Here is a 25,029-nt window from a genome sequence, read left to right as displayed (position 1 = left end):
GTGTCTGTTTAATACGGTGTTCGTTTAATATCGTATCTGCTTAACGTCATCCTACCACCTTAAAATAAAATCACTGCGTAGGCTTACGCTTTATAGACAGAGGGTCGACACAGCAACGCCAAACGATAACATTGATAAGGTTTACCCGATAAATTGCGGATTATAGAGGTTAAGAAATATGGCGTTTTGACCTCTATTAAGCGGGCAAGTAGCGCGTTAACTGGGAATGCTTTATCATTAACCTTATCTATCAATCATTTATAAAAGTGTTTTATGATTTTTATCAGCAATACCATTAGCCTGAATGACAGCGAAGTAGACATTAGCGCTATACGTGCGCAAGGGGCAGGCGGGCAAAACGTCAATAAAGTCTCTTCTGCGATTCATCTGCGTTTTGATATTCCCGCGTCAAGCTTAAGCGATGTGATCAAGCAGCGCTTATTGGACAGTAAAGACAGCCGAATGACCAAAGAAGGCGTACTTATTATTAAGGCGCAGCAGTTTCGTACCCAAGAACGTAATCGAATTGATGCGCTTGAGCGGCTGCAAAGCTTTATTATTCAAGTTACTCATGTCAATAAAACTCGCAGGCCGACCAAACCGAGTAGAAATGCCAAACGTAAACGCGTTGATGAAAAAACCCAGCGCGGCAAAACCAAAGCGTTACGCGGTAAAGTAGATTATTAAATAAACGGCTTACTTTTTAAATAAACCAAACAGCAAAATGCCAGCCCATTTAAGTGGCTGGCATTTTTTATAGGCTTATTTATTATCAAGTTTTTAGCTATCCAAGCCTTCTAATTAACCAAGTCTTCTGCTTAATTCGGGAAAGCGCTTTATCATAAATAACATCAACAGCAGCGACACACCAGCGATAGCGGCGCCAACATAGCCGACGCTTGATATGGAAATATGCGTCACTGCATAACCACCGAATAGCGCACCGGCACCAATCCCTAAGTTAATAATCCCTGAGAACATCGACATCAGCATGTCTTGGGCAGTGACATCAACCATAATGACTTTGGCTTGCATAGAGATAATCAGCAGCATCAGCGCCGCGCCCCACAGTAATGCAATGAAACTCAGTGCCCAGATGGAGGTCACGGCAAACAATAGCACTAGCATAGATAGCAGCATTAATATGATCGATATCAGCATCAATCTGGTATTAAAACGATCACCCCAGCGGCTGAATATCACACTGCCCGCAATCCCAGCGATACCAAACAGGAGCAGTATAAAAGTAGCTGAATTTTCACTAATAGCACCGACTTGGCGCATAAAAGGTTCGATATAAGAATAAGCGGTATAGTGAGCGGTAAAGACCAGTAAAATAAGCAAATACAAACAGACCAATAATGGGTTTTTGAGCAATTCTGGAATTTTTCTAAACGAGCCTTCAAACATACTGGGTAGCGTTGGCAATAGTCTAGCTTGCAAGAGAAAGACGATAAAAGCAATCACGCCAATACCGCCAAAGGTTGCCCGCCAGCCGAACCATTGACCGACCAAGCGCCCTAATGGCACACCAAGTACCATCGCCAATGAAGTACCGGTCGCAAGCACACTAAGCGCCAGTGCTTTTTTGCCTTCTGGTGCTACGCGTATCGCAATCGCGGCGGTGATGGACCAAAATATCGCGTGTGATAGCGCAATGCCCACGCGGCTAATCAGCAATACATCAAAACTCCAAGCAAATACGGATAATACATGACTGGCAATAAACACCACAAACAAGCCCAAAAGTAAGCTTTTACGCTCAAAACGGCTGGTGAGCAGCATCAATGGCAATGACATCGCCGCGACAATCCACGCATATAGCGTCAACATCCAGCCAGTCTCAGCCGTGGTAATAGAAAAATCATGGGCGATGTCGCTTAATAGGGCAACGGGGACAAATTCGGTGGTATTCATAATAAAGGCGCTAACGCCCATTAAAAATACTTGGAAATACTGAGTGCGGCGAGCATTTACGCTCACCTCAAGGGTCGGTTTCATAAAGTTCAACACAAATAAAGAAGGTGCTAATACAGCAAAGTGGCTTAACAATCACTCATTAGCTTAATAAGATGGCAAAGATACGTCGTAGTGACAGAAAGAAGGAGAGCAAGATACCAAGTCAGAAGCAGCAGTTAAAGTAATTTTTTGATAATTAGCAAGAATCTTGGCAGGATTGTTAAGGTTAAGCATTTATGCGCTATAAACTTACTTTGAACCGCGTAAATACGATTTTTTAATAGTAAGAACAGTGTCTTGTTTGTCAGCCGCTGTAAATCAGGGGATAATCTACAGCATTAAATCTAATCTCGAGAAACTATTTTATGCTGATTAATGCAGATTTTACTCGCCGTGCTGCATTGGCACCCGAACACTATCAATGGGTGCCATCACCGCAAAACGGCGTCGAGCGTGTCATGCTCGACCGCGTCGGCGCAGAAAAAGCCCGTGCCACCAGTATCGTGCGCTATGCGCCTGAGTCCTATTTTCCGCATCATATGCATCCGGGCGGCGAAGAGATTTTGGTGCTGTCGGGGACTTTTTCGGCAGATAATATCGACTATCCAGCAGGTTGGTACTTACGCAATCCAACAAACTCTGGCCATCAGCCGTATAGTAAAGAAGGCGCAGTCATTTTCGTCAAACTTTGGCAAATGCTAGCCACCGAAACACGTTATGTTGCTATCGATACTAACGATTGGGCAAACTGGCAAATACAGGACAATCGTGAGGTCTGTCAGTTATTCTCAGATGACAGCGAACAGGTCAGCTTACAGCGTTTAAAGGCCAATGAAGCCCTATTTACCGACACAGTATTTATAAACGCAATATTTACCGACACAATCAAAGGCGGCGCTGAGATACTGGTGCTAGATGGTGAGCTGATAGATGCTGAACTAGCAGATAATGCTAAAACCTATACTCGCGGTGGCTGGCTACGTTTGCCAGTGGATGCACTACCGCAAATAAAAGCAGGCGTGCACGGTGCTACGGTTTATCTCAAAACTGGTCACCTGTCTAAAGTCATTGGCGCTAAAGTAGAAGAAAAATAGTACGCAAACGTAGCTTTAGCAATTATTAATAGTGACTTTAATGGTTTATAGGCTACTGCCTCACTATAAAAAAGGCGTCAGAACTATTTTTCTGAAAAATAGATTTGACGCCATTTACATATAATTAGCTATAAAATATAGAAAGTTATTAAAATAATGTTCTGTAACTCCTCAGTACATACTCGCCCTTCACATTGCTGCTTTATTTCTATAAAATACCAACCGTACGGTTTCTTTAAAAGAAACTATTTTTTCTTCTATATTAATAAAACATATTCTTTTAAAGCCCAAATTATTTTTAGTTAAACTGACGCGCTAATATCGAGATAAAAATGGAAACTCAAAACGCTCATAAACGTAAAAAACAGCCAGAGCTTATACGGCGGGCGCTGCTTGATGAAGCAGCGCGCATCACTTTGGAGCAGGGCTTGTCTAAAGTCACCTTCCAATCGGTAGCGGATGCCGTCGGCGTGACCAAAGGCGGGGTGATGCATCATTTTGCCACCAAGGACGCGCTCATCTTAGAGGTGTTTTATGACGCGATGGCTAAGTTTGAGGCGGAAGTCAATCAAGCGATGGCAAAAGATCCAGTCAGCTATGGCTCGTTTACCCGCGCTTATATCGATGCCACCATCAGTCTGGGCGAAAAAGGTCAAGCCGAGTTTAATAGCCAAGCCACGCTGTACGTCTTGATGCTAGGGGATCGGATGCTACGCGAACGCTGGGCTGAATGGTCAAACGAGCAGCTAAAAAAACACGCTGCTACGGACAATACCGAAACGCTATGTATGGTGCGTCTGGTCGCCGATGGGATTTGGCTCTCTGACTTTTCGGGTATCGATATCTCGGATAAAGCCTCACTACGCACGCGCTTGATAACTATGACGCAGCAAGACTTTGACGCTTAAAAATGCATACAAACTACTTTTATTTTTCACCTTTAATCCATGACGACATTGTTTTTAAGACTTTATAAAAAAGCTTTTTTATAAAGCGAACCCGTCGCCCTAAGGAAAACTTATGACAGCTACTCAGACAAACATAAATAACTTAACAGATATTATCGACTTAACACAAACACAGACCGCTTATATCAATGGTCGCTATTTGGCGGTCGATGATTCTTTATCAACTTTCGAAGATATCAACCCAGCGACAGGTGAAGTGTTAGCTATCATTCAACAAACGACGACTGAGCAAATCGATGAGGCGGTAAAAGCCGCGCAACAAGGGCAAAAAGTGTGGGCGGCAATGACCGCGGTTGAGCGCGGCCGTATTTTGTCAAAGGCGGTTGCGATATTGCGCGAGCGTAATGATGTGCTGGCATTGCTCGAAACCAAAGACACGGGTAAAGCGCTTTCCGAGACCAAGTATGTCGATATCGTCACTGGTGCTGATGTCGTTGAGTATTATGCGGGGCTTGCGCCAATGTTAGAGGGTCGTCAAATTCCGCTGCGTGATAGCAGTTTTGTTTATACCCGCCGTGAGCCACTCGGCGTGGTAGCAGGTATCGGCGCGTGGAATTATCCGATTCAAATCGCGATGTGGAAGGCAGCGCCAGCATTGGCTGCTGGTAATGCGATGATTTTTAAACCCTCAGAAGTCACACCGTTAACGGCACTAAAACTGGCAGAAATCTTCACCGAAGCAGGCTTACCAGACGGCGTCTTTAACGTCGTGCAAGGGGATTATAAAGTTGGCGAAGCATTAACCCAGCATCCTGATATCGCCAAAGTCTCATTCACAGGCGGCGTACCAACAGGTAAAAAAGTCATGGCAAGCGCCGCATCATCATCGCTTAAAGACGTAACCTTGGAGCTTGGTGGTAAGTCGCCATTAATCATATTTGATGATGCAGACATAGATACCGCTGTTGATATTGCCATGATGGCAAACTTCTATAGTACAGGTCAGGTTTGTACCAATGGCACGCGCGTCTTTATCCCAAAAGCGCTACAAGCCAAGTTTGAAAAGGCAATCTTGACGCGTGTTAAGCGTATCAAGCTCGGCAATCCGCTGGACGAGAGCAACAATATGGGGCCATTGGTTAGCTTTCCGCATATGGAGCGAGTGCTTGGTTATATCGAGCAAGGTAAAGCTAGCGGTGCGCGTTTATTGGCGGGCGGCGAACGTATCACGGCAGGCGAGCTTGCCAATGGCGCATTCGTTGCACCGACAGTATTTACCGATTGTAGCGATGATATGACCATCGTACGTGAGGAAATATTTGGTCCAGTGATGTCGATATTGACTTATGAGCTTGAGGAAGAAGTGATTCGCCGTGCCAATGATACCGAGTACGGTTTGGCAGCAGGAGTGGTAACTGCTGATTTGACCCGCGCGCATCGCGTAATTGCGCAGATACAGGCTGGTATTTGCTGGTTAAATACCTGGGGCGAGTCGCCTGCGCAAATGCCAGTTGGCGGTTATAAGCATTCTGGTATCGGCCGCGAAAATGGCATCGAAGCCCTTGAGCATTATACGCAGACCAAATCTATCCAAGTAGAGCTTGGCAAGTTTGAATCGGTATTTTAAACAGCTGTACGGTAAAAATTTTTAAACAGTAAAGTTAAGGCTTGAGGACTCATTTTTCCTTTTCGCGCCGCCTTACTGCTATGAAATGATGGATATTTTTAATTTTATGGAGCGTTTTATGACATCAACCACACCTGAATATGACTACATCATCGTCGGCGCAGGCTCAGCAGGCAACGTGCTAGCCACCCGCTTGACCGAAGATGCCAACATTAAGGTGTTGCTGTTAGAGGCGGGTCGTCCAGACCATCGCCTAGACTTTCGCACCCAGATGCCAGCGGCGCTCGCGATGCCGCTACAAGGCACCACGTATAACTGGGGCTACAAAACCGATCCCGAGCCATATATGAATAACCGCGTCATGGACTGTGGACGCGGTAAAGGGCTTGGCGGCTCGTCACTCATCAATGGGATGTGCTATATCCGTGGTAACGCGCTAGATTTTGATGATTGGGCGAAAATCAAAGGCTTAGAGGACTGGACGTATCTTGACTGCTTACCCTATTTTAAAAAGTCAGAAAACTGCGATGCAGGCGAAAATGACTATCATGGCGTCGGTGGTCCAGTTGAAATGACCACCTCAAAACCTGGCGTCAATCCGCTGTTTGAAGCGATGATTGAAGCGGGCGTGCAAGCTGGCTATCCGCGTACAGAGGATCTAAACGGCTATCAACAAGAAGGCTTTGGGCCGATGGATCGCTTTGTCACGCCTAATGGTCGCCGTGCTTCCACCGCACGTGGATATCTTGATCGTGCCAAACCGCGTAGCAATATTACCATTTTAACGGGCGCATTGACTGACGTGATTTTGTTCGATGGTAAGCGTGCGGTCGGTGTTAAAGTTGAGCATCAAGGTCAAACCAAAAAATTCTATGCATCTCGTGAAGTGATTGTATCCTCTGGCGCGATTGCCTCTCCGCAATTATTGCAGCGCTCTGGCATCGGTCCTGGTCAGTGGCTCAAAGACTTAGATATTAACGAGATTTTAGAATTACCGGGTGTCGGTAATAATCTGCAAGACCATCTAGAGCTGTATATGCAGTATGAATGTAAGCTACCGGTCTCAATTGCGCCTGCCAATAAATGGTGGAACAAGCCAGCTATTGGTGCTGAGTGGCTATTTAATGGTACAGGACTTGGTGCATCAAATCAGTTTGAAGGCGGCGGCTTTATCCGTACTGATGAGAAGTTTACTCATCCTAATATCCAGTATCACTTCCTGCCGTTAGCGGTGCGTTATGACGGTCGCAGTGCAGTGAAATCTCATAGCTTCCAAGCGCATGTGGGTTCATTGCGCTCGCCAAGTCGTGGCCGCGTCAAGCTAACTTCAAAAGATCCAAGCGCTCATCCAAGCATTTTATTTAACTATATGTCGCATGAGCAGGACTGGCAAGAGTTCCGCGCGGCGATGCGTATCACCCGCGAGATTATGCATCAGCCAGCGCTTGACCCGTATCGCGGCCGCGCCATTGCGCCAACTGATGATCTGGTCACTGATGCGCAGCTAGACGAGTATGTTCGCAACCATAGCGAAACGGCTTATCATCCCTCATGTACTTGTGCGATGGGCGAGGGTAACGATTCGGTAGTCAATGGTGAAGGGCTGGTACACGGTATCGATGGCTTGCGCGTGGTCGATGCGTCGATTATGCCAAATATCATCAGTGGTAATCTAAACGCAACCACCATTATGCTGGCCGAAAAAATCGTCGATAAGATGCGCGGTGTGCAGTTGCCACGCTCAACAGCAGATTATTACGTTGCCAATGGCGCACCGCTCAGAGCCGAGCCGATGCGCGTTTATAACTCTGTCGTTTAAACGCCTTTTTAAATGAATGCCTAAACGAGTATTTAGGCAACTGCGCGAACTATAGTCAAAATATCCTAAAAACGCTATGGTATTGCTGATATCAATTTTTTGTAGCCTCTGTCTGCGCAGGCACAGCAAGCAAGAAAAATTGATATCAGCAGTGCGTGATGTATCGATATTACTTTTCACTCACTATATCAAACAATAAATAATATAAGTCCATTTCTATCAAAAGGCCTTTCGTAATAAAGGTCTTTTTTATCAGCGCTCATGTTTATAGAGATGAAAACCGTTGAGGTTAAATTTACTTAGCATTTGCGTCGCTGTTTTTCTAATCGTTTATCTTTCAGTTTTTATTAATTGGTACTGCTTTGTGCGTCATGCGGTTATTTATCATTGTGTGCTTGTAATTTGCGTGGCTAAAAATATCCTTTTTATAACTCATAAAGTTATGCCGGACAAAGCAATATCAGACCCTGTTTAATTTACCTATTGAGGTCTTTTATGTACAGCTCGCCATCAGAAGATGCGACGAAACCCCTGACTCTAAATAAGACGGTTTTTTTAGGTTCAGCTATTATTTCTATATTATTGATCATCTGGACGATTGTGTTTCCAGATTATAGTGAGACATTATTAAGCGCCAGTATGGCATGGGTATCAGAGAGTTTTGGCTGGTATTATATGCTGGTGGTTGCCGCTTATAGTATTTTTGCCTTGTTTGTTGGTTTTTCTAAATACGGTGATATCAAGCTTGGGCAAGACCACGAAAAAGCCCAGTTCCCGTTTTTAGCATGGGCGGCGATGCTGTTCTCCGCGGGTATCGGGATTGATTTACTCTTCTTTGGTGCCTCTGAGCCGTTGATGCATTATTTGACACCGCATACGGGTTTAGAGCCGGCCAGTGCAGAAGCGATGCGTGAAGCACTGTCGCAGACTTTTTTACATTGGGGTCTTCATGGTTGGGGCATTTATGCCTTAATCGGTATGGCATTGGCGTATTTTGCTTATCGTAAAAACATGCCACTCGCGCTACGTTCACCGCTGACCCCTATCTTTGGTGAGCGCTTAATCAAAGGCTGGCTTGGTGATGGTATTGATACCTTTGGCGTCGTCTGTACCTTAATGGGTATTGCCACCAGTTTAGGTATTGGGGTATTGCAGGCCAACGCAGGCTTAACTCATGTTTTCGGTATCGAATCTAGCAAAATGGTGCAGAGCCTGATTATCTTAGGGGTGGTTATTGCTGCCGCTATCTCTGCGATGACGGGCGTTGAAAAAGGCGTGCGCCGTTTATCCGAATTTAATATGCTGTCGTCGATATTGCTACTATTGGCCATATTAGTACTGGGTAATACCGTTTATTTACTCAATACCTTTACCCAAAATATTGGTCAATACTTTCAGACTATTATTTTTAAAACCTTTGATGTCTATGCTTATGATGGTACGGCTGGTGCTGATTGGAAGTCAGGTTGGACGATATTTTTCTGGGCATGGTGGGTCGCTTGGGCGCCTTTTGTAGGTTTGTTTATCGCGCGTATTAGCCGTGGTCGTACTTTGCGTGAGTTTGTCTTTGGCGTGATGTTTATTCCACTTGGTTTCATCTTTGCATGGTTCTCTATCTTTGGTAATTCAGCGATAGATTTGGTTGCCAATGGCGCCACTGAGCTTGGTGAAATTGCCGTTAATGACGCCGCGATGGGTATGTTTGCCTTGTTTGAATACTTCCCTTATAGCGATGCTTTTTCATTGGCAGGTGTGGTAATTGGTCTGATATTTTTTGTGACGTCCGCTGACTCAGGCGCTTTAGTACTTGCGAACCTAAGCTCAAGAGGTATGACCAATGATACCGACGCACCTGTTTGGTTGCGCCTATTTTGGGCAGCAGCCACGGGTTTGATTACTTTAGGCTTACTGTTTGCGGGTGGTTTTGCCTTGCTACAATCAGTCTCTGTCATTGCCGGTTTACCGTTCTCTCTTATTTTAGTGCTCTACATGATGGCTATGTGGAAGTCATTAAAAGAAGAGGGTAATAAGCGCAAAGCCAGTACCGTTGGCACGGCAAACGTGCTCGATAGCGGTAAAGGTTGGAAAGCGCGCTTGCAACGTATCGTCAGCTTCCCAAGCCATAAACAAGTCGAACGCTTTTTACAAACGGTGGTTAAGCCTGCCATGATTGAGGTTGAAAAAGAGCTGAAAGATGGTGGTCTTAAGACGGCATTGGATATCCGCAATCTGGCCAGCATTGGCAAAGATATAGACGCTGGGATGGATGAAGATGACGGTCAGATAGATGGGGTAAAACTGCGTGTCGGTCATGGTGATGAAGATGACTTTATCTATGAAGTCAATCTCATCAAAGCTGAGCGACCGAACTTTACGCTCAATACTTCAAGCAAGCAGGCCGAGTTTTATTACCGTGCTGAGGTATTTTTAAGTGATGGCTCGCAAGAGTATGACTTGGTTGGCTACACCAAAGAGCAAGTGCTGGTTGATATTCTGCATCAGTACGAATGTCATATGCAGTATCTGCATTTAGAACGTTAATTCATTTATTAAATCATTCATCAAACGCCAGTATATGGCGTGCTAGATTTAAGATATCTGATTCACAATTTGGCAAAAGATAACCTCATAAGTTGCATATAGCTTATGGGGTTTTTTTATATAAATTGGTTTAATAAATAATAAGCTTAATAATAAATTTAGTGATAAATCTAGTAATAAGTGATTGGGCGACAGCAGTTGTCGCAAAGATTTTTTAGCCTCTTTATTTTCATAAGGTTTTATATTATAGTTATTGAGTCAGGCAAAAATAACATGACAAACAGTTAACCCTCGGGGCGCAACGCTTCACTTTTTAACTGAGTTGTCTTTAGCAAGCATTTTTAATGATGTCGTTTGAACAGTATTTTTTAAACAGTATTATTTTCGTTTACTCCTAAACCACTTCGCCTGCACAAATCCAAAACTAAACCCCAAAAAACATATTGATTGATAATCAGAAAGACTAAACAGAGAACGCTCGTTGATTTTAATTTTTTAAGCGTAATAACGATAAAAAAAGCAGCTTTACGATAATGATAAGCTACGGCTAAACAATTAGAAAAAACACCGAATCCTACATTCTAAAACCGATTAACTTACTTAAATTATAGCTAATGACGTCATTTTACAAAATGGCGAATAGACTCGGCTGGCTTAAAGTTGCGCTTAATAAACCCCAAAAAAAAGAAAACAGTACGAAAAACAATACGAAAAATACTGCAACGAACAAACTAAAATCAAAATAATAAGGATATGACGATGACAAAGTTAACCTATCAATTTGAGCAAAAACGCATAGACGATATGCAGTGGTCAGATGGCGCAAAACTGTCTGGAATAACGGCACTGGCGAATGATGAGAAAGGGCGGGTACGAAATAGCCCATTGTTTTATCTTGAGACGGTTTCGATAAACAATTATGAAGACGATGTGTATTTTGTCAATAATACCGATGATACCTTGAGCTTTGTCGCGCCGTTTAGGCTGTGCCGAAACATAGGTGAGGCAAGGGCTAAGCTCGGTGATGACAGTGCTGAAAACGTAGAAAAGGCAAAACTTTATAGCGATGATATCGAGTATTTATATACGGACGTTTTACCGAAACAAGCGGTGCGTATTGGCAGTACGCATGTCATTTATGATAGCGATGCGCTGATGCAGTGGTTTATCGATGTGCCTTATAAGGGCATTGATACCAAAGGCATTGATACGCATTATGGCATTTGGCGCTTTAACGTGGTCAAGAAGGGCGGTATTAGTAGCTCTTACCCATTGCTTTTGCAGGACTTTAGTAAGCCCTCAAACGTGGTCAGTAGCGATTGTGTGACTGAGCGCGATGAGCTGCCGATAGAGCCTTTGCTCTATGACGAGCGCTGCTCGGTGTTAGAGCAATTTATCGAACAGTATGGCGTGGCTGACGCCATATTTATCTTGGCTATTAATGATGTGCTTTATCGCTATTGTGTGGGCTGGAGTGCGCCCTACAATGAGTCGGATATTCAGGCAAAAGATATTGCGCGTAAATTAACAGAGCAAAAGCCAAAAGATACTAAGGCGGTAAAAGCCATTATCCAAGCGGTTTATGATTTTTGGTTTGGTAAGGGCTTTGCAAAGAATCTCTCAATGCAGGCTTGTGAGGAGATTTTGTGTTTATACCAAGCGCAAATTGCCAAACAAAAAGCGGTTTAAACAATAGATAAAATTATTAAAAATAATACTAAAAAATAATGATAAAAGGAGAAAGCTATGATGTTTCCTATCGAAAATAACGACACGTTTTTACTGTTTTTCCATGGTCTCGATTCAAGTTGCGAGACCAGTAAATACACGTGTATCAAGCGCGAGCCGAAATATTGTCAAACGGTCAATTACCGCGAAAATTTTGCAGAAATTTTTAAGATTTACGATGCTTTAATTCAAGAAAAAATGCAAGAGTATCCACGCGTGGTGTTGGCAGGGCATTCGCTTGGCGCTTGGTTTGCCAATCATTTTGCCCATAAATATAACTTGCGGGCGCTCTTAATTGCGCCGTGTATTTATCCAAGTGATGTTTTAGCGGACCGTATTCCCGCCGTAGCCGATATGGAATTGTCGTTTCCGACCTCAAATACTGAGATGATGCGAGTGATGGTAGAAGTCGACGATGAAAGCTTGGATGTGGCGGTCGCTAGGCGAACTTTGGTTAATCTGCCGGATAGCTGGGAAGTCGATTATTTTGACGGCGGTCATCACCGTATCGCTCGCAGTAGTGATATTTGGTATCACTTGGTACATCTGTGTGAAGACCCTATCGTTTGGATGGATGAGGCGACGTATCATGGTGAAGATTAGGATATTTGCTGATTAAAAAGAAGTCATGATCGCGTATTTATTTTCTATGGGCTGATGTGCTATCATCATTGAATAAACTATCGTGGGTTTAACAGTTTTGTCCTCGTCATTTATTGCAAATCATCATGATTGCAATTGGTGGCAGCGTACAAACCTTGCAACTTCCAGCACGATATAAAACAATCCTGGTAAAGCGCATGAGCCTGTACTCCGACATCCTCATTTGTGCCTGATTTTATACTTTTTCGTCGGAGTTATAGGAATATAAGGTCTTCATCATCATGAGCCAATCTGCCCAGCCATCCAAATTTACCCGCCGTTTTCAGCCGTGCCATCCTCTCGCACAATACGTCATCGCGCAAATAGATACGTTAGAATATCGCGCGCAATATATTGTCAAAACCATGGGTTACCCACTAAAGCATACCATGCCTGCTTGCGAACGCCTGCGTCATGTGCTGTCCAATAAGCATCTTGGCCTTGACGGCAGCTATATGGATAAATACTTTAGCGCCGAAGAGTTTTTAGCAAAGTTATTTTCGGTACTCGATTTGCCTTATGAGCCATTTGCAGAAGATATTGCTCAGATTAAAGATGAAATAGCACAGGGTGCTGCGCCGCAACCTCGATATCGTTTATACGCCGATGTTGATTTTAAGTTTGATGACAACGCCAATTGGTTGTCTCGTTGGGGCGCTGCACTTTGGACTCAGGTAGATTTGCCAAGCGGATTTGCCAAACTGGATGACGCTGCGCGTAAAAGCATTATTAAAGAGCGTATCCGCACGCATTATCAAGAGCGTGGATCTAACGTGCCGTACGATGGCGCTATAAAAGGCTATTGCTTGATTATGGAACTGCAAGATAAAGAGGTCGAGAGAATCGCGTACGACTTACCAAAATCTAAAAGTGTGTAATAACCTAAGCAAAAATAAAATCATTATTTCAAAAAACTATCCTTACATTGCTTTAAATTAAATGTCATATTAAAAATCATCTTAAACATAAGCCTCTCTATCCTTTTATGATAGCGAGGCTTTTTTGTATTAAGTAAAAATTTTTAAAATTAAAGCCTACCATTGAAGGCAAGTGTGGTCATTGTTATGATAAGCCAAGCTATACATAATAACTTTTAAGCCTAAAACGATAAAGATTAATCAAACTGCGAAACACGTCTATGACTCCCTCGACTTCCTCTTATCCTCGTCTGTACTCTTTTCGGCGCTGTCCTTATGCCATGCGCGCTCGCCTTGGGTTGTTGTTTGCGGGGCTACAGGTAGAACTGCGCGAGATAACATTAAAAAATAAGCCGCCGCAAATGCTCGTGATTAGCCCCAAAGGTACGGTGCCTGTGCTGCAGCTTTTAAATGGCACAGTGATTGAAGAGAGTAGAGAGATAATGACATGGGCGCTTGAACAGCAAGATGCGCAAGGGTTGCTTGCTGCCCAAACTTTGCCGCAAGCAAATGCGCTGATTGATAAAAACGACAATGAGTTTAAATATTGGCTCGATCGCTATAAATACGCCGACCGTCATCTTGAGATGAGCCAAGCAGAGTATCGACAACGGGGTGAAGCTTTTTTACAAATGTTAGAGGAGTTATTAATCAAAAATCCTTATTTGCTAGGGGAGAGTATAACCATCGCTGATATCGGTATCATGCCGTTTGTCCGTCAATTTGCGCATGTGAATCGCAAGGTTTTTTACGATTTACCTTATCCAAATTTGCAGCGCTGGCTACAAGACTGGCTCAACCATCCACTTTTTTTGCAAGCGATGACCAAGTTTGCGCCCTGGCAAGAAAAAGATGACGTGGTGGTTTTTCCTGCCGCTTTCATCGATTGTCATTAGTGCTATGATAAAATCTCTCAATTACATATAAGAGGTTGCCATGACCGTTGATCTCAATAGCCGCTATGGCTTGAATCCTGCTCATAGTGAAGTCGTAGAAGCGTGCCAAATTATTGAGCCGTGCGATGCGCTCGACATGGGCTGCTCAAATGGGCGCAATGCTTTGTATCTTAGCCAACTTGGGTTTAATGTGACGGCGATAGATGACAATCCTAGCGCTATAAGCATGCTACAAGACATTGTTAAACAAGAAGGACTTACAAACCTCAAAGCCGAAGTGTACGATATCAATCGTGCCAGCCTTGATGCCGATTATGGTTTTATCAGCTGTACGGTGACCCTGATGTTTCTTGACCCCGCGCGCGTTGACGCTGTCATTGCTGATATGCAGGCGCATACGCTGGCTGGTGGTTATAATTTGATTGTTTGTGCCATGAACACTCAAGCCTATCCATGTCCGGTTAATTTCCCGTTTACTCTAAACGAAGGCCAATTACGCGACATGTATCAGGGCTGGGAGTTGATTAAATATAATGAAGACGTCGGCACCATGCATAACGGCGCGCAATTACAGTTTGCCACCATGTTGGCACGTAAGCCCAGTTAAGCAATGTTAAGTGATGTTAAGTGATGTTAGACAATAAATCTTAATCAGATCACATTAGTCATACTGTCAATTCACAAGGTTGTTAGCGCTATATTTACCACAGCGTTAGCAGCCTTTTTTAATTAAAAATTTTACAAGCCTATACAGCAATAACAAACGCACTATACAGCGGAGCAGTCGTTTTTTTAATATACTCATACTTAGAGAAATGACACGATAAAAAAATAACACGATAAAAAAGAATAATGGAAAAATAACATGGATTGGTTCAGTATTTTTATTTATGACACCACATGGTCTTTTGCGGCAGAAATCGCCATACGTACCATCATCATGTTTTGCCTGATTATTTTATTATTACGCTTTACGGGCAAACGCGGCATCCGCCAACTCTCTATTTTTGAGTTAACCATTATCTTATCATTGGGCTCTATCGCGGGCGACCCAATGTTTACAGAAGATTTGCCGCTGATTCAAGCAGTGCTCATCATGAGTATTGTCTTGCTACTTTATCGGTTTTTTACTTGGTGCTCGACAAGATACAAAATTTTTGAGCTTATCTTAGAAGGTAAGCCGACTTGTATTGTCGAGGATGGTTTATTGGTCTTAGAGGATGTCAAAAAGGGCAAAATGTCGCACGATGAGTTCTTTTCAGAAATGCGCCAAAAAGGCGTGCGTCATTTAGGCCAAGTTCAGGTAGGGTTGCTCGAAACGGATGGCGATTTTAGCGTGTTGTTGTTTGAGCCTGAGAAAACGCAGTATGGACTACCTATTTTTCCTAAAGAGTTTCAGGCGGCAAAAGTGTTAGAAGAGGGACAATCTTATGCCTGTATGCATTGCGGTTATATCGACAATATCTCAATGCTAGATGAAGTCTGCCATCGCTGTCATCAGTCAAAAGGATGGGCGAAAGCGCTCAATACCAAGTTTGTAAATTAAGCCGTATGACTGGTGACCACCTCGATAATACTTTTGCAAATAAGGCTGTTTATACTGCGTAGCTTTTGCTCAGGAGCGCCGTGGCACAGGCTGCGAAAATCATAAATCTCGCCTTGATAGCCGATACAATAAAAAAACGTGCCGACAGGTTTTTCTTCAGTTTCAGAGCCACCGGGCTTTAATAGCCCCGTACAGGCAACATATAAATCGGCCTCAAACATTTTTTTGGCTTTGATGACCAGCTCACGCGTCACCTCTAACGACTCAGGCGTACAGTCCTCAATTAATTGGCTAGGTACTTTTAATACCTGCTTTTTTATCGAAACGTCATAACATACTAGGCTTCCCATCAATACATCACCAGAATATGGACTGACAGAAAAGCGATGCGCTAAGTAGCCCGCGGTCGCGCTTTCAATAAAGACCACCGTCAGTCCTTTATCAGCGAGTAATTTTGCACAACTATCGGTCACGCCTGCCTCCTTTTCTTTATTAAAGCTCGTAAAATAAAAACAACCACTATTCACTTAAACTATTACAGTACTTTGCTCGTAATTATTCAATTTATGGATTGATGAATTTGCGTAACTATTATTTAAAACTTACCTTTCTTCACTAAATGTTATTTAGCTTTAGGGTTAGTTCTTGTAATATCTTTATATAGTATAAAATATTTGATAGGAAATCGGTTTTTAGCTTAGTCTGAAGAGACTGGGTTTTAAATAAGATTGATGACCCTTTAAACGGACTTTTAGGCGATAGTTATGTTTGTATTTGATATCAGTATGAAGATTTTAACCTACCACGCCTTTTAGCTTGGCATTGCTTTTATACTGTCACTACCGATTGCCCTTAATCGTGAGCTTGAAGACAATGGTGCGGGACTCAGAACCTTTCCTTTGGTGACGATTACGATTGCCTCGTGCGCTTTTATGTTGGTAGGTATGGACATTTATCAAGGCTCGGACGCAGAAGCTCGTATCATGTATGCGATCATAACTGGTATGGGTTTTATTGGGGGTGGGGCTATTTTTAAAAACGAGAATGGGGCAAAAGGCACGGCAACCGCCGCTGGGCTATGGAATACAGCGGCAATTGGTATCTCGGTCGCCTATGGGCGCTATGAAATTGCCATTATCCTCTCAGTCGTTGGATTTATCATTTTGCAATTCTCCAAACCCTTTAAGCCAAAGCATAGGCGCAAGGACTTATAATTCTGCTAGACATAGGATTAGACAAAAAATAAGCGAGACCATCATGGTTCTCGCCTATTTTTTGTCTCTAATGCTATGCGGTTTATCTATTGCGTACAGCGATGCGATTTACAAAATGAAATTTATTGCACGCCCTCTGCCGGTGTTTGATCGAGATTTGGATTGTTTTCATTAACAACCACAGCATCAACGCCTTTTTCTTCATCTTCTGCACCATCTACGCCAGAATAATAGGTTTGATCTCCATCATTCTCGGTCGCGTCAGTAGAGGTGGCGGTAGTGTCTGTAGAAGTAGTTGCCGTGGTGGTCGAGGTTTCGTTGTCTGTCGTAGTGGCTACAGGCGCCATTTCGTCAGCTTGCGTATCGGTAGACTGGACGTTGTCATTGGTCGTAGTCATGTCAGCAGTGTCGGGCTCTGTACTAACATCCGTTGCATCTTCTCTTTCGTTGCTGCAGGCGCTAAGCCCAATGACACTGGCTAATAAGGCTATCCAAAGTTTGTTTTGAAGCATGTTAGACGCTAATGAGATTTTCATTTTTATATCCTTGTTATTGTTTTTCATTGCCAGCTTACAATAAGATTTAGCCAGTTTAGAGGTTTATTCCTAAATCTCTCATAATTAAAATACCTGACAATTCAAATGACAGTATGCCTAAATATAATAAAGAAGCTTAAAAAAATCAGGTGAATAAAGGTAAAGGTTTGTCAATCTGTGTATCATATACTCTTTAAAATAATTTATAAGTATCTAAAAGAACCAATACGTTATGAAAACCGATATCAAAACCCCACTTGCTTTTAGAAGGTATCCTTCGACCACAGCGCTGCAATGTTTTGAGACGGCGGCGCGGCATTTAAGCTTTACCAACGCGGCGCAAGAGATGCACATGACGCAAAGCGCTATCAGTAAACAAGTCGCGCAGCTTGAAGAAATGCTGAATCTGTCACTGTTCTATCGCACCCCGCATCGTATCTCTTTAACGCCGGCTGGGAAGACTTACTACTTAGAAGTGCTTGAAATCCTCAAACATATTGAGGCGGCGACTACTAGTCTGATGTCAAACAGTGATAATTCAGAAGTACTGAAAATCGTCTCGCATCCAACTTTTTGCTCGCGCTGGCTGATGCCTGCATTAAACGGCTTTGGGGCAGCAAATCCACTGATTAATTTAACCATTAAAGAGCTGGCGGGGCCGTTTTTTTCTGAAGATCAAAACGTTGATGTGGCGTTTTTATATGGTGATGGGATTTGGGGCGGCATGGAGTCGATTAAGTTGTTTGACGAGTACAATGTGGCCGTCTGTCATCCGGATTATTTAACAGACAAAGCCGTATGCATGGGTGATATAGGCAATATAGATAATTGCACGTTATTACAACTCAGCTCACGTCCTAGCGCTTGGTATGAATATTTTAGGCAGCAGGATATTCGTATCGATGGTACCTTTGTCGGCCCGCGCTTTGATACCTTTCATACGACTATTTCAGCGGCATTACTCGGCTATGGTATTGCATTGGTGCCACTGCGTTTGGTTGCGCCAGAGCTGCAATCAGGCGCTTTAGTAACAGCATGGCGTTATGCTTCAAAAGGCAGGGGTGCTTATTATATGTCTTACCCTTTAGCCATGGGCAACTCGCATAAAATCAAGGTCATTATAGAATGGATTTCAGCTTATCTTGCTAAATCAAAGGAGCCTACGCCAGACTTGGATTTTATCTTGTAATATAGAGCAGATTTGAACTTTTTAACGATTAACCCTGTGAGCTTTTAATCCTTTGGCTATTAACAAGGTTAAAAGTGATGTTTGCAACAGTAGCGTTTGCAAAGACAGCAACGCACCGGCCTTGAGCCGGTTTTTTTTGTCAATGTTAAACATGGCAATGATAAGCAGGGTAATGATAAGCAGGGCAATAATAAGCATGGCAATGACAAAAAGGAATGACATCACAACTATTATTCGTTTGCTGATAGTGGAGCAGTTTGCTCAAATGACTCTCTCATCAAGGAAGATAAGAGACAGCCATGGAGCAGCTATACAACGTCACCGATGCCTTTACGATGGTGCATCCGCTGACATTAATCAAAGGTAAAAATGCTAACGTTTGGGACGATAAAGACCGTTGCTATATTGATTTTGTCGGCGGTATTGGGGTCTTAAACCTTGGTCATTGCCATCCTCATATCGTCAGCGCGATTGTCACTCAAGCGCAGTCGCTGATTCATTATGCTTATAACGCCGCGGCTCACTTGCCATACCAAACCTTTATGCCAAGACTGTGTGAATGGATTCCTATTAAAGGTGAGCTTGCAGGCATGCTCACCAACTGCGGCGCAGAGGCCACCGAAAATGCCATAAAAATCACTCGCATGAAGACTGGGCGCACTGGTGTGATTGCCTTTGATGGTGGTTTTCATGGGCGTACACTGGCGGCGGTTAATTTAAATGGTAAGGTCGCGCCTTATAAGCGCGGGCTAGGGCCATTGTCCGGCGGCGTCTACCATATTCCTTTTCCCAGTCCTGATAACGATATCAGCGAACAGCAGGCGATCGCGGCTTTAGAGCGTCTATTTGCGGTGGAGACTGATGTGGCTAATATCGGTGCCATTATCGCCGAGCCGGTTCAAGGTGAGGGCGGTTTTCAGCTGCTGTCAGCGACGTTTGCCCAATATTTACGCAGCTTTTGTGATGAGCATGGCATCTTACTCATCATGGATGAGATTCAGTCGGGGTATGGACGCACAGGTACGCCTTTTGCCTTTACTCATTTAGGCATTGAGCCTGACCTGCTATTGCTCGGTAAAAGTATCGCCGGCGGCTTGCCACTTGGGGCTGTAGTCGGCAAAGCTGGCGTAATGAATGGTCTGCCAAAAGGGAGCTTGGGCGGGACCTATTCAGGTAATCCAGTGGCGTGTGCGGCGGCAAATGCTACTTTGGATATCATGCAGGACGATGAAGTCTGGCAATCAGCTCAGCATTATGCCAACACCATTGAAAGTACTGTCAATGAATGGCAGCAGCAAAACCTCTCTGCATGGCTATATGGACTGACAGGAGTTGGCGCGATGCGTGGTATCGAGCTGCGTCACCCAACTTATGGCACGCATCCAAGTGTGATGGCGCATGTCTTAACACAAGCGCGCGAGCAGGGCTTGCTGTTGATGCCAAGTGGTAAGCATCGACATATTATTCGCTTATTGCCGCCGCTAACCATAGAACCTGAAACCCTAACAGCGGGTCTTGATATTTTAAAGGCGGTGCTAAGCGATATTCCTAATGAAATGCCAAAGCTATAGTGTCTGTGAGCTGCTGAGAGTTTTTGTGAGTTGCTGAGAGCGTCTGAGAGTTTCTGAGACGACTGTTTTTATCTAAAAAAATACCTTAATTAAAAAGGATACATACTTGTGAACCCTACCTTTATCAATAGCGATGATGTTCGCCACGATTTCTCTATCGCCATGTCAGAGATGTACCAAAAAGAAGTGCCGTTATATGGTGACCTCATTGATTTGGTGAGCGAGGTAAATACTGAAGTATTAAATAAGCAGCCTGAAATTAAACAGCAGCTTGAGCACACCGGAGAGATTGATAGGCTAAATATGGAGCGCCACGGTGCGATTAGATTAGGCACCGCCGCTGAGCTAAGCATGATGCGCAGGCTGTTTGCGGTGATGGGCATGTACCCCGTTGGTTACTATGATTTGGCGCCCGCTGGCGTGCCTGTGCACTCTACGGCGTTTCGAGCGCTTGAAACATCTTCATTAAATAAAAGTCCCTTTCGCGTTTTTACTTCTCTATTGCGCCTTGATTTAATCGATGATGAAGCATTAAAACAAGAAGCGATGGCGGCGCTAGATAAGCGCACTATATTTACGGACAACGTTATTAGCCTGATTGAGCGCTTTGAGGAGCAGGGCGGGTTGACGGCGGAAGACGCTAAGCAATTTGTTAAAGAAGCGTTAGAAACCTTTCGCTGGCATGACAATACGCCCGTCTCAAAAGTGCTTTATCAGCAACTATTAAGCCAACACGGACTTATTGCTGATGTCGTCGGTTTTAAGGGCCCGCATATCAACCATCTGACGCCTCGAACCTTAGATATCGATGCGGTACAAGCTGGTATGCAGGCAAAAGGTATTCCACCAAAAGCCATTATAGAAGGGCCACCGAGACGGAGATGTCCTATTTTATTACGGCAGACCAGTTTTAAAGCGTTAGAAGAAGCGGTTAGCTTTAAAAATCCTAACGGCGGCTATGAAACGGGGCATCATACTGCGCGCTTTGGCGAGATTGAGCAGCGCGGCGTGGCTTTAACGCCCAAAGGCAGAGCGCTGTATGACCAATTGCTTAGCCAAGCTCGCCGCCAGTTAGCTGTGACGCCAAATGCCGATAACGCCTCAGAGTATTATCAGATTTTAGAAAGTGCATTTGCAGCGTTCCCTGATGATTATCAAACGCTGCATGATGAAGGTTTGGCGTATTTTTACTATCAAGCGGTCGATAGCAATACAGATAACGCACCAACGCTAGATTCTATAGACGTAGAAGACGTAAATGACCCTTTATCAAGGCACATGGTTACTGGTTTGCTTGAGCAAGGAATGATTCGCCTAGAACCTATCGTTTATGAGGATTTTTTGCCCGTCAGTGCGGCGGGGATTTTTCAGTCCAATCTGCATGACGATAGCACAAACGACAGTGCAAACGGCAATGAAAACGGCGGCAAACAAAGTAAGGGTGAAGTTCATACCAATAAAGAAGCGTTTGAGAATGCTTTGGGCGCTCAGGTTTACGATGAGCTAGCGCTTTATCAAACGCTGCAAGCGCAAAGTCTCAAAGCGTGTTTGGCGAATCTAAATAATAAAGCTTTAAATGGTGTTATCTAAAGCAGTGATAGATAATTGAAACTATTAATGAGCATTCCAAAAAGGAATGGCAGTACGAAATTAATTATTTTGCAACTTAGCTGGGTGCAAGTTAAGTTAATAAGTCTTCAAGGAAGTATAAATTAATAAAAGGGATGGAATATGATCAAGCAGTATATGGCCGCGATAGGCGCCAAAGAAGCGCAATATCAAAATGGTGATTTTGACGTCAACAGCCCGATTGATGGCTCGGTGATTGGCAGCATAACCTTGGATAGCGTTGATGAGGTCGATACCAAGATTGCCAATGCCAAAAAAGCTTTTAAAGAGTGGCGCGTGGTGCCGGCGCCAAGACGTGGCGAGCTGGTGCGCCTGCTCGGTGAAGTGCTGCGCGAGCACAAAGAAGACTTAGGTATGCTGGTGTCATTTGAAGCGGGCAAGATCAAAGAAGAAGGCCTAGGCGAAGTGCAAGAAATGATTGATATTTGTGACTTTGCTGTCGGGGTGTCTCGTCAACTTTATGGTTTGACGATTGCGTCAGAGCGTCCAGGCCATCACATGCGTGAGACATGGCATCCGCTCGGTGTGATTGGTGTCATCTCAGCCTTTAACTTTCCCGTTGCGGTTTGGTCGTGGAATACCGCACTGGCTATCGTCTGCGGTAATCCGGTGATTTGGAAACCATCAGAAAAAACCCCGCTCGTTGCTTTGGCCTGTCAAGCACTGTTTGAAAAAGCCTTGACTAAATTTGGCGATGCGCCGGACCATTTATCGCAAATCTTACTCGGTAAAACCGATGTCGGTAACGCCTTGGTTGAGCATAAAGATGTGGCTTTGGTGAGCGCCACCGGCAGTACGCGTATGGGCCGAGAAGTCGGGCCAAAAGTTGCCAACCGTTTTGGTAAATGCTTGCTTGAGCTTGGCGGCAACAACGCCATGATTTTGGCACCAAGTGCTGATTTAGACTTAGCGTTACGCGGCATTTTATTCTCCGCAGTTGGTACAGCGGGGCAGCGTTGTACGACATTGCGCCGTCTATTTGTGCATGAATCTATCAAAGACGACATCTTACCGCGCATCAAGTCCGCTTATGAAACCGTTAGTATCGGTCATCCACTAGAGGGCAATCTGGTCGGGCCACTGATCGATGAAGACAGCTTTAATAATATGCAAGCGGCGTTAAAAAAGGCGCGAGAAGCGGGCGGCACGGTCACGGGCGGCGAGCGCGTCCTTACAGACAAATATCCTAACGCCTATTACGTAACGCCTGCCATTGTCGAGTTTGACGAGCAAAACGATGTCGCCAGAAGTGAGACATTTGCGCCGATTCTGTATGTCATGACCTACCAAGACTTTGACGAAGCCATTGAGATGCAAAACGATGTGCCACAAGGCCTATCATCATGCGTCTTTACCAATGATTTGCGTGAGGCGGAGACTTTCCTCAGTGACCGTGGTAGTGATTGCGGTATTGCCAACGTTAATATCGGTACCAGTGGCGCTGAGATTGGCGGCGCGTTTGGCGGTGAAAAAGAAACTGGCGGTGGCCGTGAATCTGGCTCTGATGCGTGGAAAGTCTATATGCGCCGTCAGACCAATACCATCAATTACTCAAAAGAGTTGCCACTTGCCCAAGGCATTAGCTTTGGTTAATAAAAAGGTGAGTACAGACTTTTGCCAATTTGATGTATTTATAAATAAACTGCCAAGCGTACTTTATAGAAGCTTGGCAGGCTAAAAATGCTAAGCAATCAAGGATTGGTTGCCACTCCCATCGACGACTACTAAGGAAGGTAGAACTATTATGATCGATGATAAAACACATAACCCCGATATAGACGGTTATGATCCATCGTCTAGCTTTTTACTTGATATCGCGCCGCTTGTATTGACTGCCATCATTCTGATGATACAGTTTTTCGTCTTCAAAGATTTCACCCCTCACATACCCTTAGCCTGCGGTATTTTAATCACCGGTTTGTTTATGAAGCTGCGTGGCCGTAGTTGGCAAGGTATGGAAGAGCGGTTTTTAAAGGTTATTAAAATCGGCTTGCCAGCGATGATTATCCTGATGGGCGTCGGTATGCTCATCGGCGCATGGATTATCGCCGGAACCGTGCCGACCATTCTGTACTACGGCTTTAGTATTTTCTCGCCTTCCTCGTTTTTATTTTCCGTCTGTCTTATTTGCGCCATTATTTCTGTCGCTACGGGTACCTCGTGGGGCACGGTTGGTACGGTAGGTCTTGCGATGATGGGAATTGGCATGGGACTGGGTCTTCCCGCGCATCTAACAGGGGGGGGCTATCGTCTCCGGTGCTTTTTTTGGCGACAAAATGTCACCGCTATCAGATACCACTAACTTAACCCCAGCCGCGGCGGGTGTAGACCTTTGGGATCATATCAAAGGTATGCTGCCGACGACCGTGCCCGCCATGATTACGGCGTTGGCGCTCTATGCTTGGATTGGTATGGGTTATGGTGACGATAGCATCGATTTGTCTTCTATTCGTGCATTGCAGGATAACTTAGCGGCCAATTACAATTTAAGTGTCATCACCTTATTGCCAGCGTTAGTGGTTATTGTCGCCGCTGTGATGAAAATGCCAGCGATACCGACCGTATTAAGCGGGGTGCTGGTAGGCTCAGTGATTGCCGTCTTTATGCAAGGCGTGGGCGTGAGTGATGTTTTTAATGTTTTACAAAATGGCTTTGTCAGTGAGACGGGTTTTGAAGTGGTAGATCAATTGTTGTCAAAGGGCGGCGTTATGTCGATGACATGGGTGATCAGCTTAACGATATTTGCTTTGGGTTTTGTTGGGGCGCTTGAGCACTACGGTACGCTCAAAGCCATCATGGCGAAAATTAACCATTTCGTAAAATCGCGTTTGGGGTTGGTTTTTACGACGTACGGCAGTGTGCTGAGTGTCGGTACGCTGATTGGTGATGTTTACACGACCTGTGTTTTGCCAGGGCGTTTATTGCAAGACAAATATAAAGATATGGGCTATAAGCGCACGACCTTGACACGCTCTATCGAAGACGCGGGTACGCTTTTGTCACCCCTTATCCCGTGGAATATGGGCGGTAGCTTTGTAGCAGCGACACTTGGGATAGCAACATTGACCTATGCACCTTTTGCTTTTGCGTGTTGGTTGTCGCCTTTATTTGGGCTGTTATGGGCGTTCCTTGATAAGTTCATACCGCGCGAAGAGCCTGAGGTGGAAGAGGTTGACGTTGCTTTTTCTGTCAATGAAGCGCGCTAATAAAGGA

The 25,029-nt window shown here is 44.3% G+C and carries 23 protein-coding genes; 19 read left to right on the top strand and 4 right to left on the bottom strand.

What is annotated here, in order from left to right:
* Nucleotides 1-273: 273 nt before the first annotated feature.
* Nucleotides 274-687, top strand: a complete 414-nt coding sequence (arfB, locus tag B3R91_RS08640; protein WP_191691336.1) for an alternative ribosome rescue aminoacyl-tRNA hydrolase ArfB — start codon at nucleotides 274-276, stop codon at nucleotides 685-687.
* Between the two features lie 114 nt (nucleotides 688-801).
* On the opposite strand, the gene B3R91_RS08635 is transcribed toward arfB, so the two are convergent.
* The gene (locus B3R91_RS08635) at nucleotides 802-2,001 is read right to left on the bottom strand and encodes a sugar transporter (protein WP_286797236.1); all 1,200 of its coding nucleotides are present in this window, start codon (nucleotides 1,999-2,001) and stop codon (nucleotides 802-804) included.
* 323 nt (nucleotides 2,002-2,324) lie between these two features.
* On the opposite strand from B3R91_RS08635, the gene B3R91_RS08630 reads away from it, so the two are divergent.
* The 11 genes from B3R91_RS08630 (at nucleotide 2,325) to B3R91_RS08580 (ending at nucleotide 15,677) form a co-directional block, all read left to right on the top strand.
* Nucleotides 2,325-3,053: a cupin domain-containing protein gene (locus tag B3R91_RS08630; RefSeq protein WP_286797235.1), complete on the top strand. Its 729-nt coding sequence runs from the start codon at nucleotides 2,325-2,327 to the stop codon at nucleotides 3,051-3,053.
* Between the two features lie 332 nt (nucleotides 3,054-3,385).
* Nucleotides 3,386-3,961 carry a TetR/AcrR family transcriptional regulator gene (locus B3R91_RS08625; protein ID WP_144297994.1) on the top strand — a complete coding sequence of 192 codons (576 nt, stop codon included), beginning with the start codon at nucleotides 3,386-3,388 and terminating at the stop codon, nucleotides 3,959-3,961.
* Between the two features lie 112 nt (nucleotides 3,962-4,073).
* Nucleotides 4,074-5,588 (top strand): betaine-aldehyde dehydrogenase, encoded by a 1,515-nt coding sequence (gene betB / locus B3R91_RS08620; RefSeq protein WP_286797234.1) that lies wholly within the window; start codon nucleotides 4,074-4,076, stop codon nucleotides 5,586-5,588.
* A gap of 118 nt (nucleotides 5,589-5,706) precedes the next feature.
* Nucleotides 5,707-7,407 (top strand): choline dehydrogenase, encoded by a 1,701-nt coding sequence (betA, locus tag B3R91_RS08615; RefSeq protein ID WP_286797233.1) that lies wholly within the window; start codon nucleotides 5,707-5,709, stop codon nucleotides 7,405-7,407.
* Between the two features lie 495 nt (nucleotides 7,408-7,902).
* A complete protein-coding gene (gene betT / locus B3R91_RS08610) occupies nucleotides 7,903-9,948 on the top strand; it encodes a choline BCCT transporter BetT (RefSeq protein ID WP_286797232.1) in 2,046 nt (681 codons plus the stop codon).
* A 759-nt stretch (nucleotides 9,949-10,707) separates the two neighbouring features.
* A complete protein-coding gene (locus B3R91_RS08605) occupies nucleotides 10,708-11,637 on the top strand; it encodes a hypothetical protein (protein WP_286797231.1) in 930 nt (309 codons plus the stop codon).
* A gap of 57 nt (nucleotides 11,638-11,694) precedes the next feature.
* On the top strand, nucleotides 11,695-12,279 hold the full coding sequence (locus B3R91_RS08600) for an alpha/beta hydrolase (RefSeq protein ID WP_286797230.1): 585 nt from the start codon (nucleotides 11,695-11,697) through the stop codon (nucleotides 12,277-12,279).
* A gap of 281 nt (nucleotides 12,280-12,560) precedes the next feature.
* Nucleotides 12,561-13,196 carry a hypothetical protein gene (locus B3R91_RS08595; RefSeq protein WP_102076697.1) on the top strand — a complete coding sequence of 212 codons (636 nt, stop codon included), beginning with the start codon at nucleotides 12,561-12,563 and terminating at the stop codon, nucleotides 13,194-13,196.
* Nucleotides 13,197-13,456: 260 nt separating this feature from the next.
* Complete coding sequence (locus B3R91_RS08590) at nucleotides 13,457-14,131, top strand: glutathione S-transferase (protein ID WP_286797229.1); 675 nt, start codon at nucleotides 13,457-13,459, stop codon at nucleotides 14,129-14,131.
* 40 nt (nucleotides 14,132-14,171) lie between these two features.
* Nucleotides 14,172-14,738, top strand: a complete 567-nt coding sequence (gene tehB, locus B3R91_RS08585) for a tellurite resistance methyltransferase TehB (protein WP_286797228.1) — start codon at nucleotides 14,172-14,174, stop codon at nucleotides 14,736-14,738.
* 258 nt (nucleotides 14,739-14,996) lie between these two features.
* Nucleotides 14,997-15,677, top strand: coding sequence for a DUF421 domain-containing protein (locus tag B3R91_RS08580; protein ID WP_286797227.1), 681 nt, complete (start codon nucleotides 14,997-14,999; stop codon nucleotides 15,675-15,677).
* Here the strand turns inward: B3R91_RS08580 and B3R91_RS08575 are convergent.
* Entirely contained in the window at nucleotides 15,674-16,150 is a 477-nt protein-coding gene (locus tag B3R91_RS08575; RefSeq protein ID WP_286797226.1) for a CinA family protein, read from the bottom strand. The two genes, B3R91_RS08580 and B3R91_RS08575, sit on opposite strands and share 4 nt — an antisense overlap.
* A 348-nt stretch (nucleotides 16,151-16,498) precedes the next feature.
* Here B3R91_RS08575 and B3R91_RS08570 point away from each other — a divergent pair, with 348 nt between their 5' ends.
* On the top strand, nucleotides 16,499-16,891 hold the full coding sequence (locus B3R91_RS08570) for an MgtC/SapB family protein (protein ID WP_286797254.1): 393 nt from the start codon (nucleotides 16,499-16,501) through the stop codon (nucleotides 16,889-16,891).
* Nucleotides 16,892-17,013: 122 nt separating this feature from the next.
* Here the strand turns inward: B3R91_RS08570 and B3R91_RS08565 are convergent, their stop codons facing one another.
* Entirely contained in the window at nucleotides 17,014-17,427 is a 414-nt protein-coding gene (locus B3R91_RS08565) for a hypothetical protein (RefSeq protein ID WP_286797225.1), read from the bottom strand.
* Nucleotides 17,428-17,659: 232 nt separating this feature from the next.
* Between B3R91_RS08565 and B3R91_RS08560 the strand changes: the two genes are divergently transcribed.
* Complete coding sequence (locus B3R91_RS08560) at nucleotides 17,660-18,616, top strand: LysR substrate-binding domain-containing protein (protein ID WP_286797224.1); 957 nt, start codon at nucleotides 17,660-17,662, stop codon at nucleotides 18,614-18,616.
* 21 nt (nucleotides 18,617-18,637) lie between these two features.
* On the opposite strand, the gene B3R91_RS08555 is transcribed toward B3R91_RS08560, so the two are convergent.
* Nucleotides 18,638-18,841, bottom strand: a complete 204-nt coding sequence (locus B3R91_RS08555; RefSeq protein WP_286797223.1) for a hypothetical protein — start codon at nucleotides 18,839-18,841, stop codon at nucleotides 18,638-18,640.
* Nucleotides 18,842-18,915: 74 nt separating this feature from the next.
* Here B3R91_RS08555 and B3R91_RS08550 point away from each other — a divergent pair, with 74 nt between their 5' ends.
* The 5 genes from B3R91_RS08550 to B3R91_RS08530 all read left to right on the top strand — a co-directional run bounded on the left by B3R91_RS08550 (nucleotide 18,916) and on the right by B3R91_RS08530 (nucleotide 25,022).
* On the top strand, nucleotides 18,916-20,187 hold the full coding sequence (locus B3R91_RS08550; RefSeq protein ID WP_286797222.1) for a 2-aminoadipate transaminase: 1,272 nt from the start codon (nucleotides 18,916-18,918) through the stop codon (nucleotides 20,185-20,187).
* A gap of 162 nt (nucleotides 20,188-20,349) precedes the next feature.
* Entirely contained in the window at nucleotides 20,350-21,777 is a 1,428-nt protein-coding gene (hglS, locus tag B3R91_RS08545; RefSeq protein ID WP_414707538.1) for a 2-oxoadipate dioxygenase/decarboxylase HglS, read from the top strand.
* A gap of 141 nt (nucleotides 21,778-21,918) precedes the next feature.
* On the top strand, nucleotides 21,919-23,409 hold the full coding sequence (locus B3R91_RS08540) for an aldehyde dehydrogenase family protein (protein ID WP_286797220.1): 1,491 nt from the start codon (nucleotides 21,919-21,921) through the stop codon (nucleotides 23,407-23,409).
* Nucleotides 23,410-23,560: 151 nt separating this feature from the next.
* Nucleotides 23,561-24,118 (top strand): hypothetical protein, encoded by a 558-nt coding sequence (locus B3R91_RS08535; RefSeq protein ID WP_286797219.1) that lies wholly within the window; start codon nucleotides 23,561-23,563, stop codon nucleotides 24,116-24,118.
* Entirely contained in the window at nucleotides 24,093-25,022 is a 930-nt protein-coding gene (locus B3R91_RS08530) for a Na+/H+ antiporter NhaC family protein (RefSeq protein ID WP_286797218.1), read from the top strand. The genes B3R91_RS08535 and B3R91_RS08530 overlap by 26 nt, the downstream gene beginning before the upstream one ends.
* Nucleotides 25,023-25,029 lie beyond the last annotated feature (7 nt).

It is taken from the genome of Psychrobacter sp. UBA6291 (genome assembly GCF_002439405.1).
In the GTDB taxonomy this organism is placed as follows: domain Bacteria; phylum Pseudomonadota; class Gammaproteobacteria; order Pseudomonadales; family Moraxellaceae; genus Psychrobacter; species Psychrobacter faecalis.
Note: the sequence above shows the minus strand (reverse complement) of the source record. Positions and strands in the feature narration are given on the sequence as shown.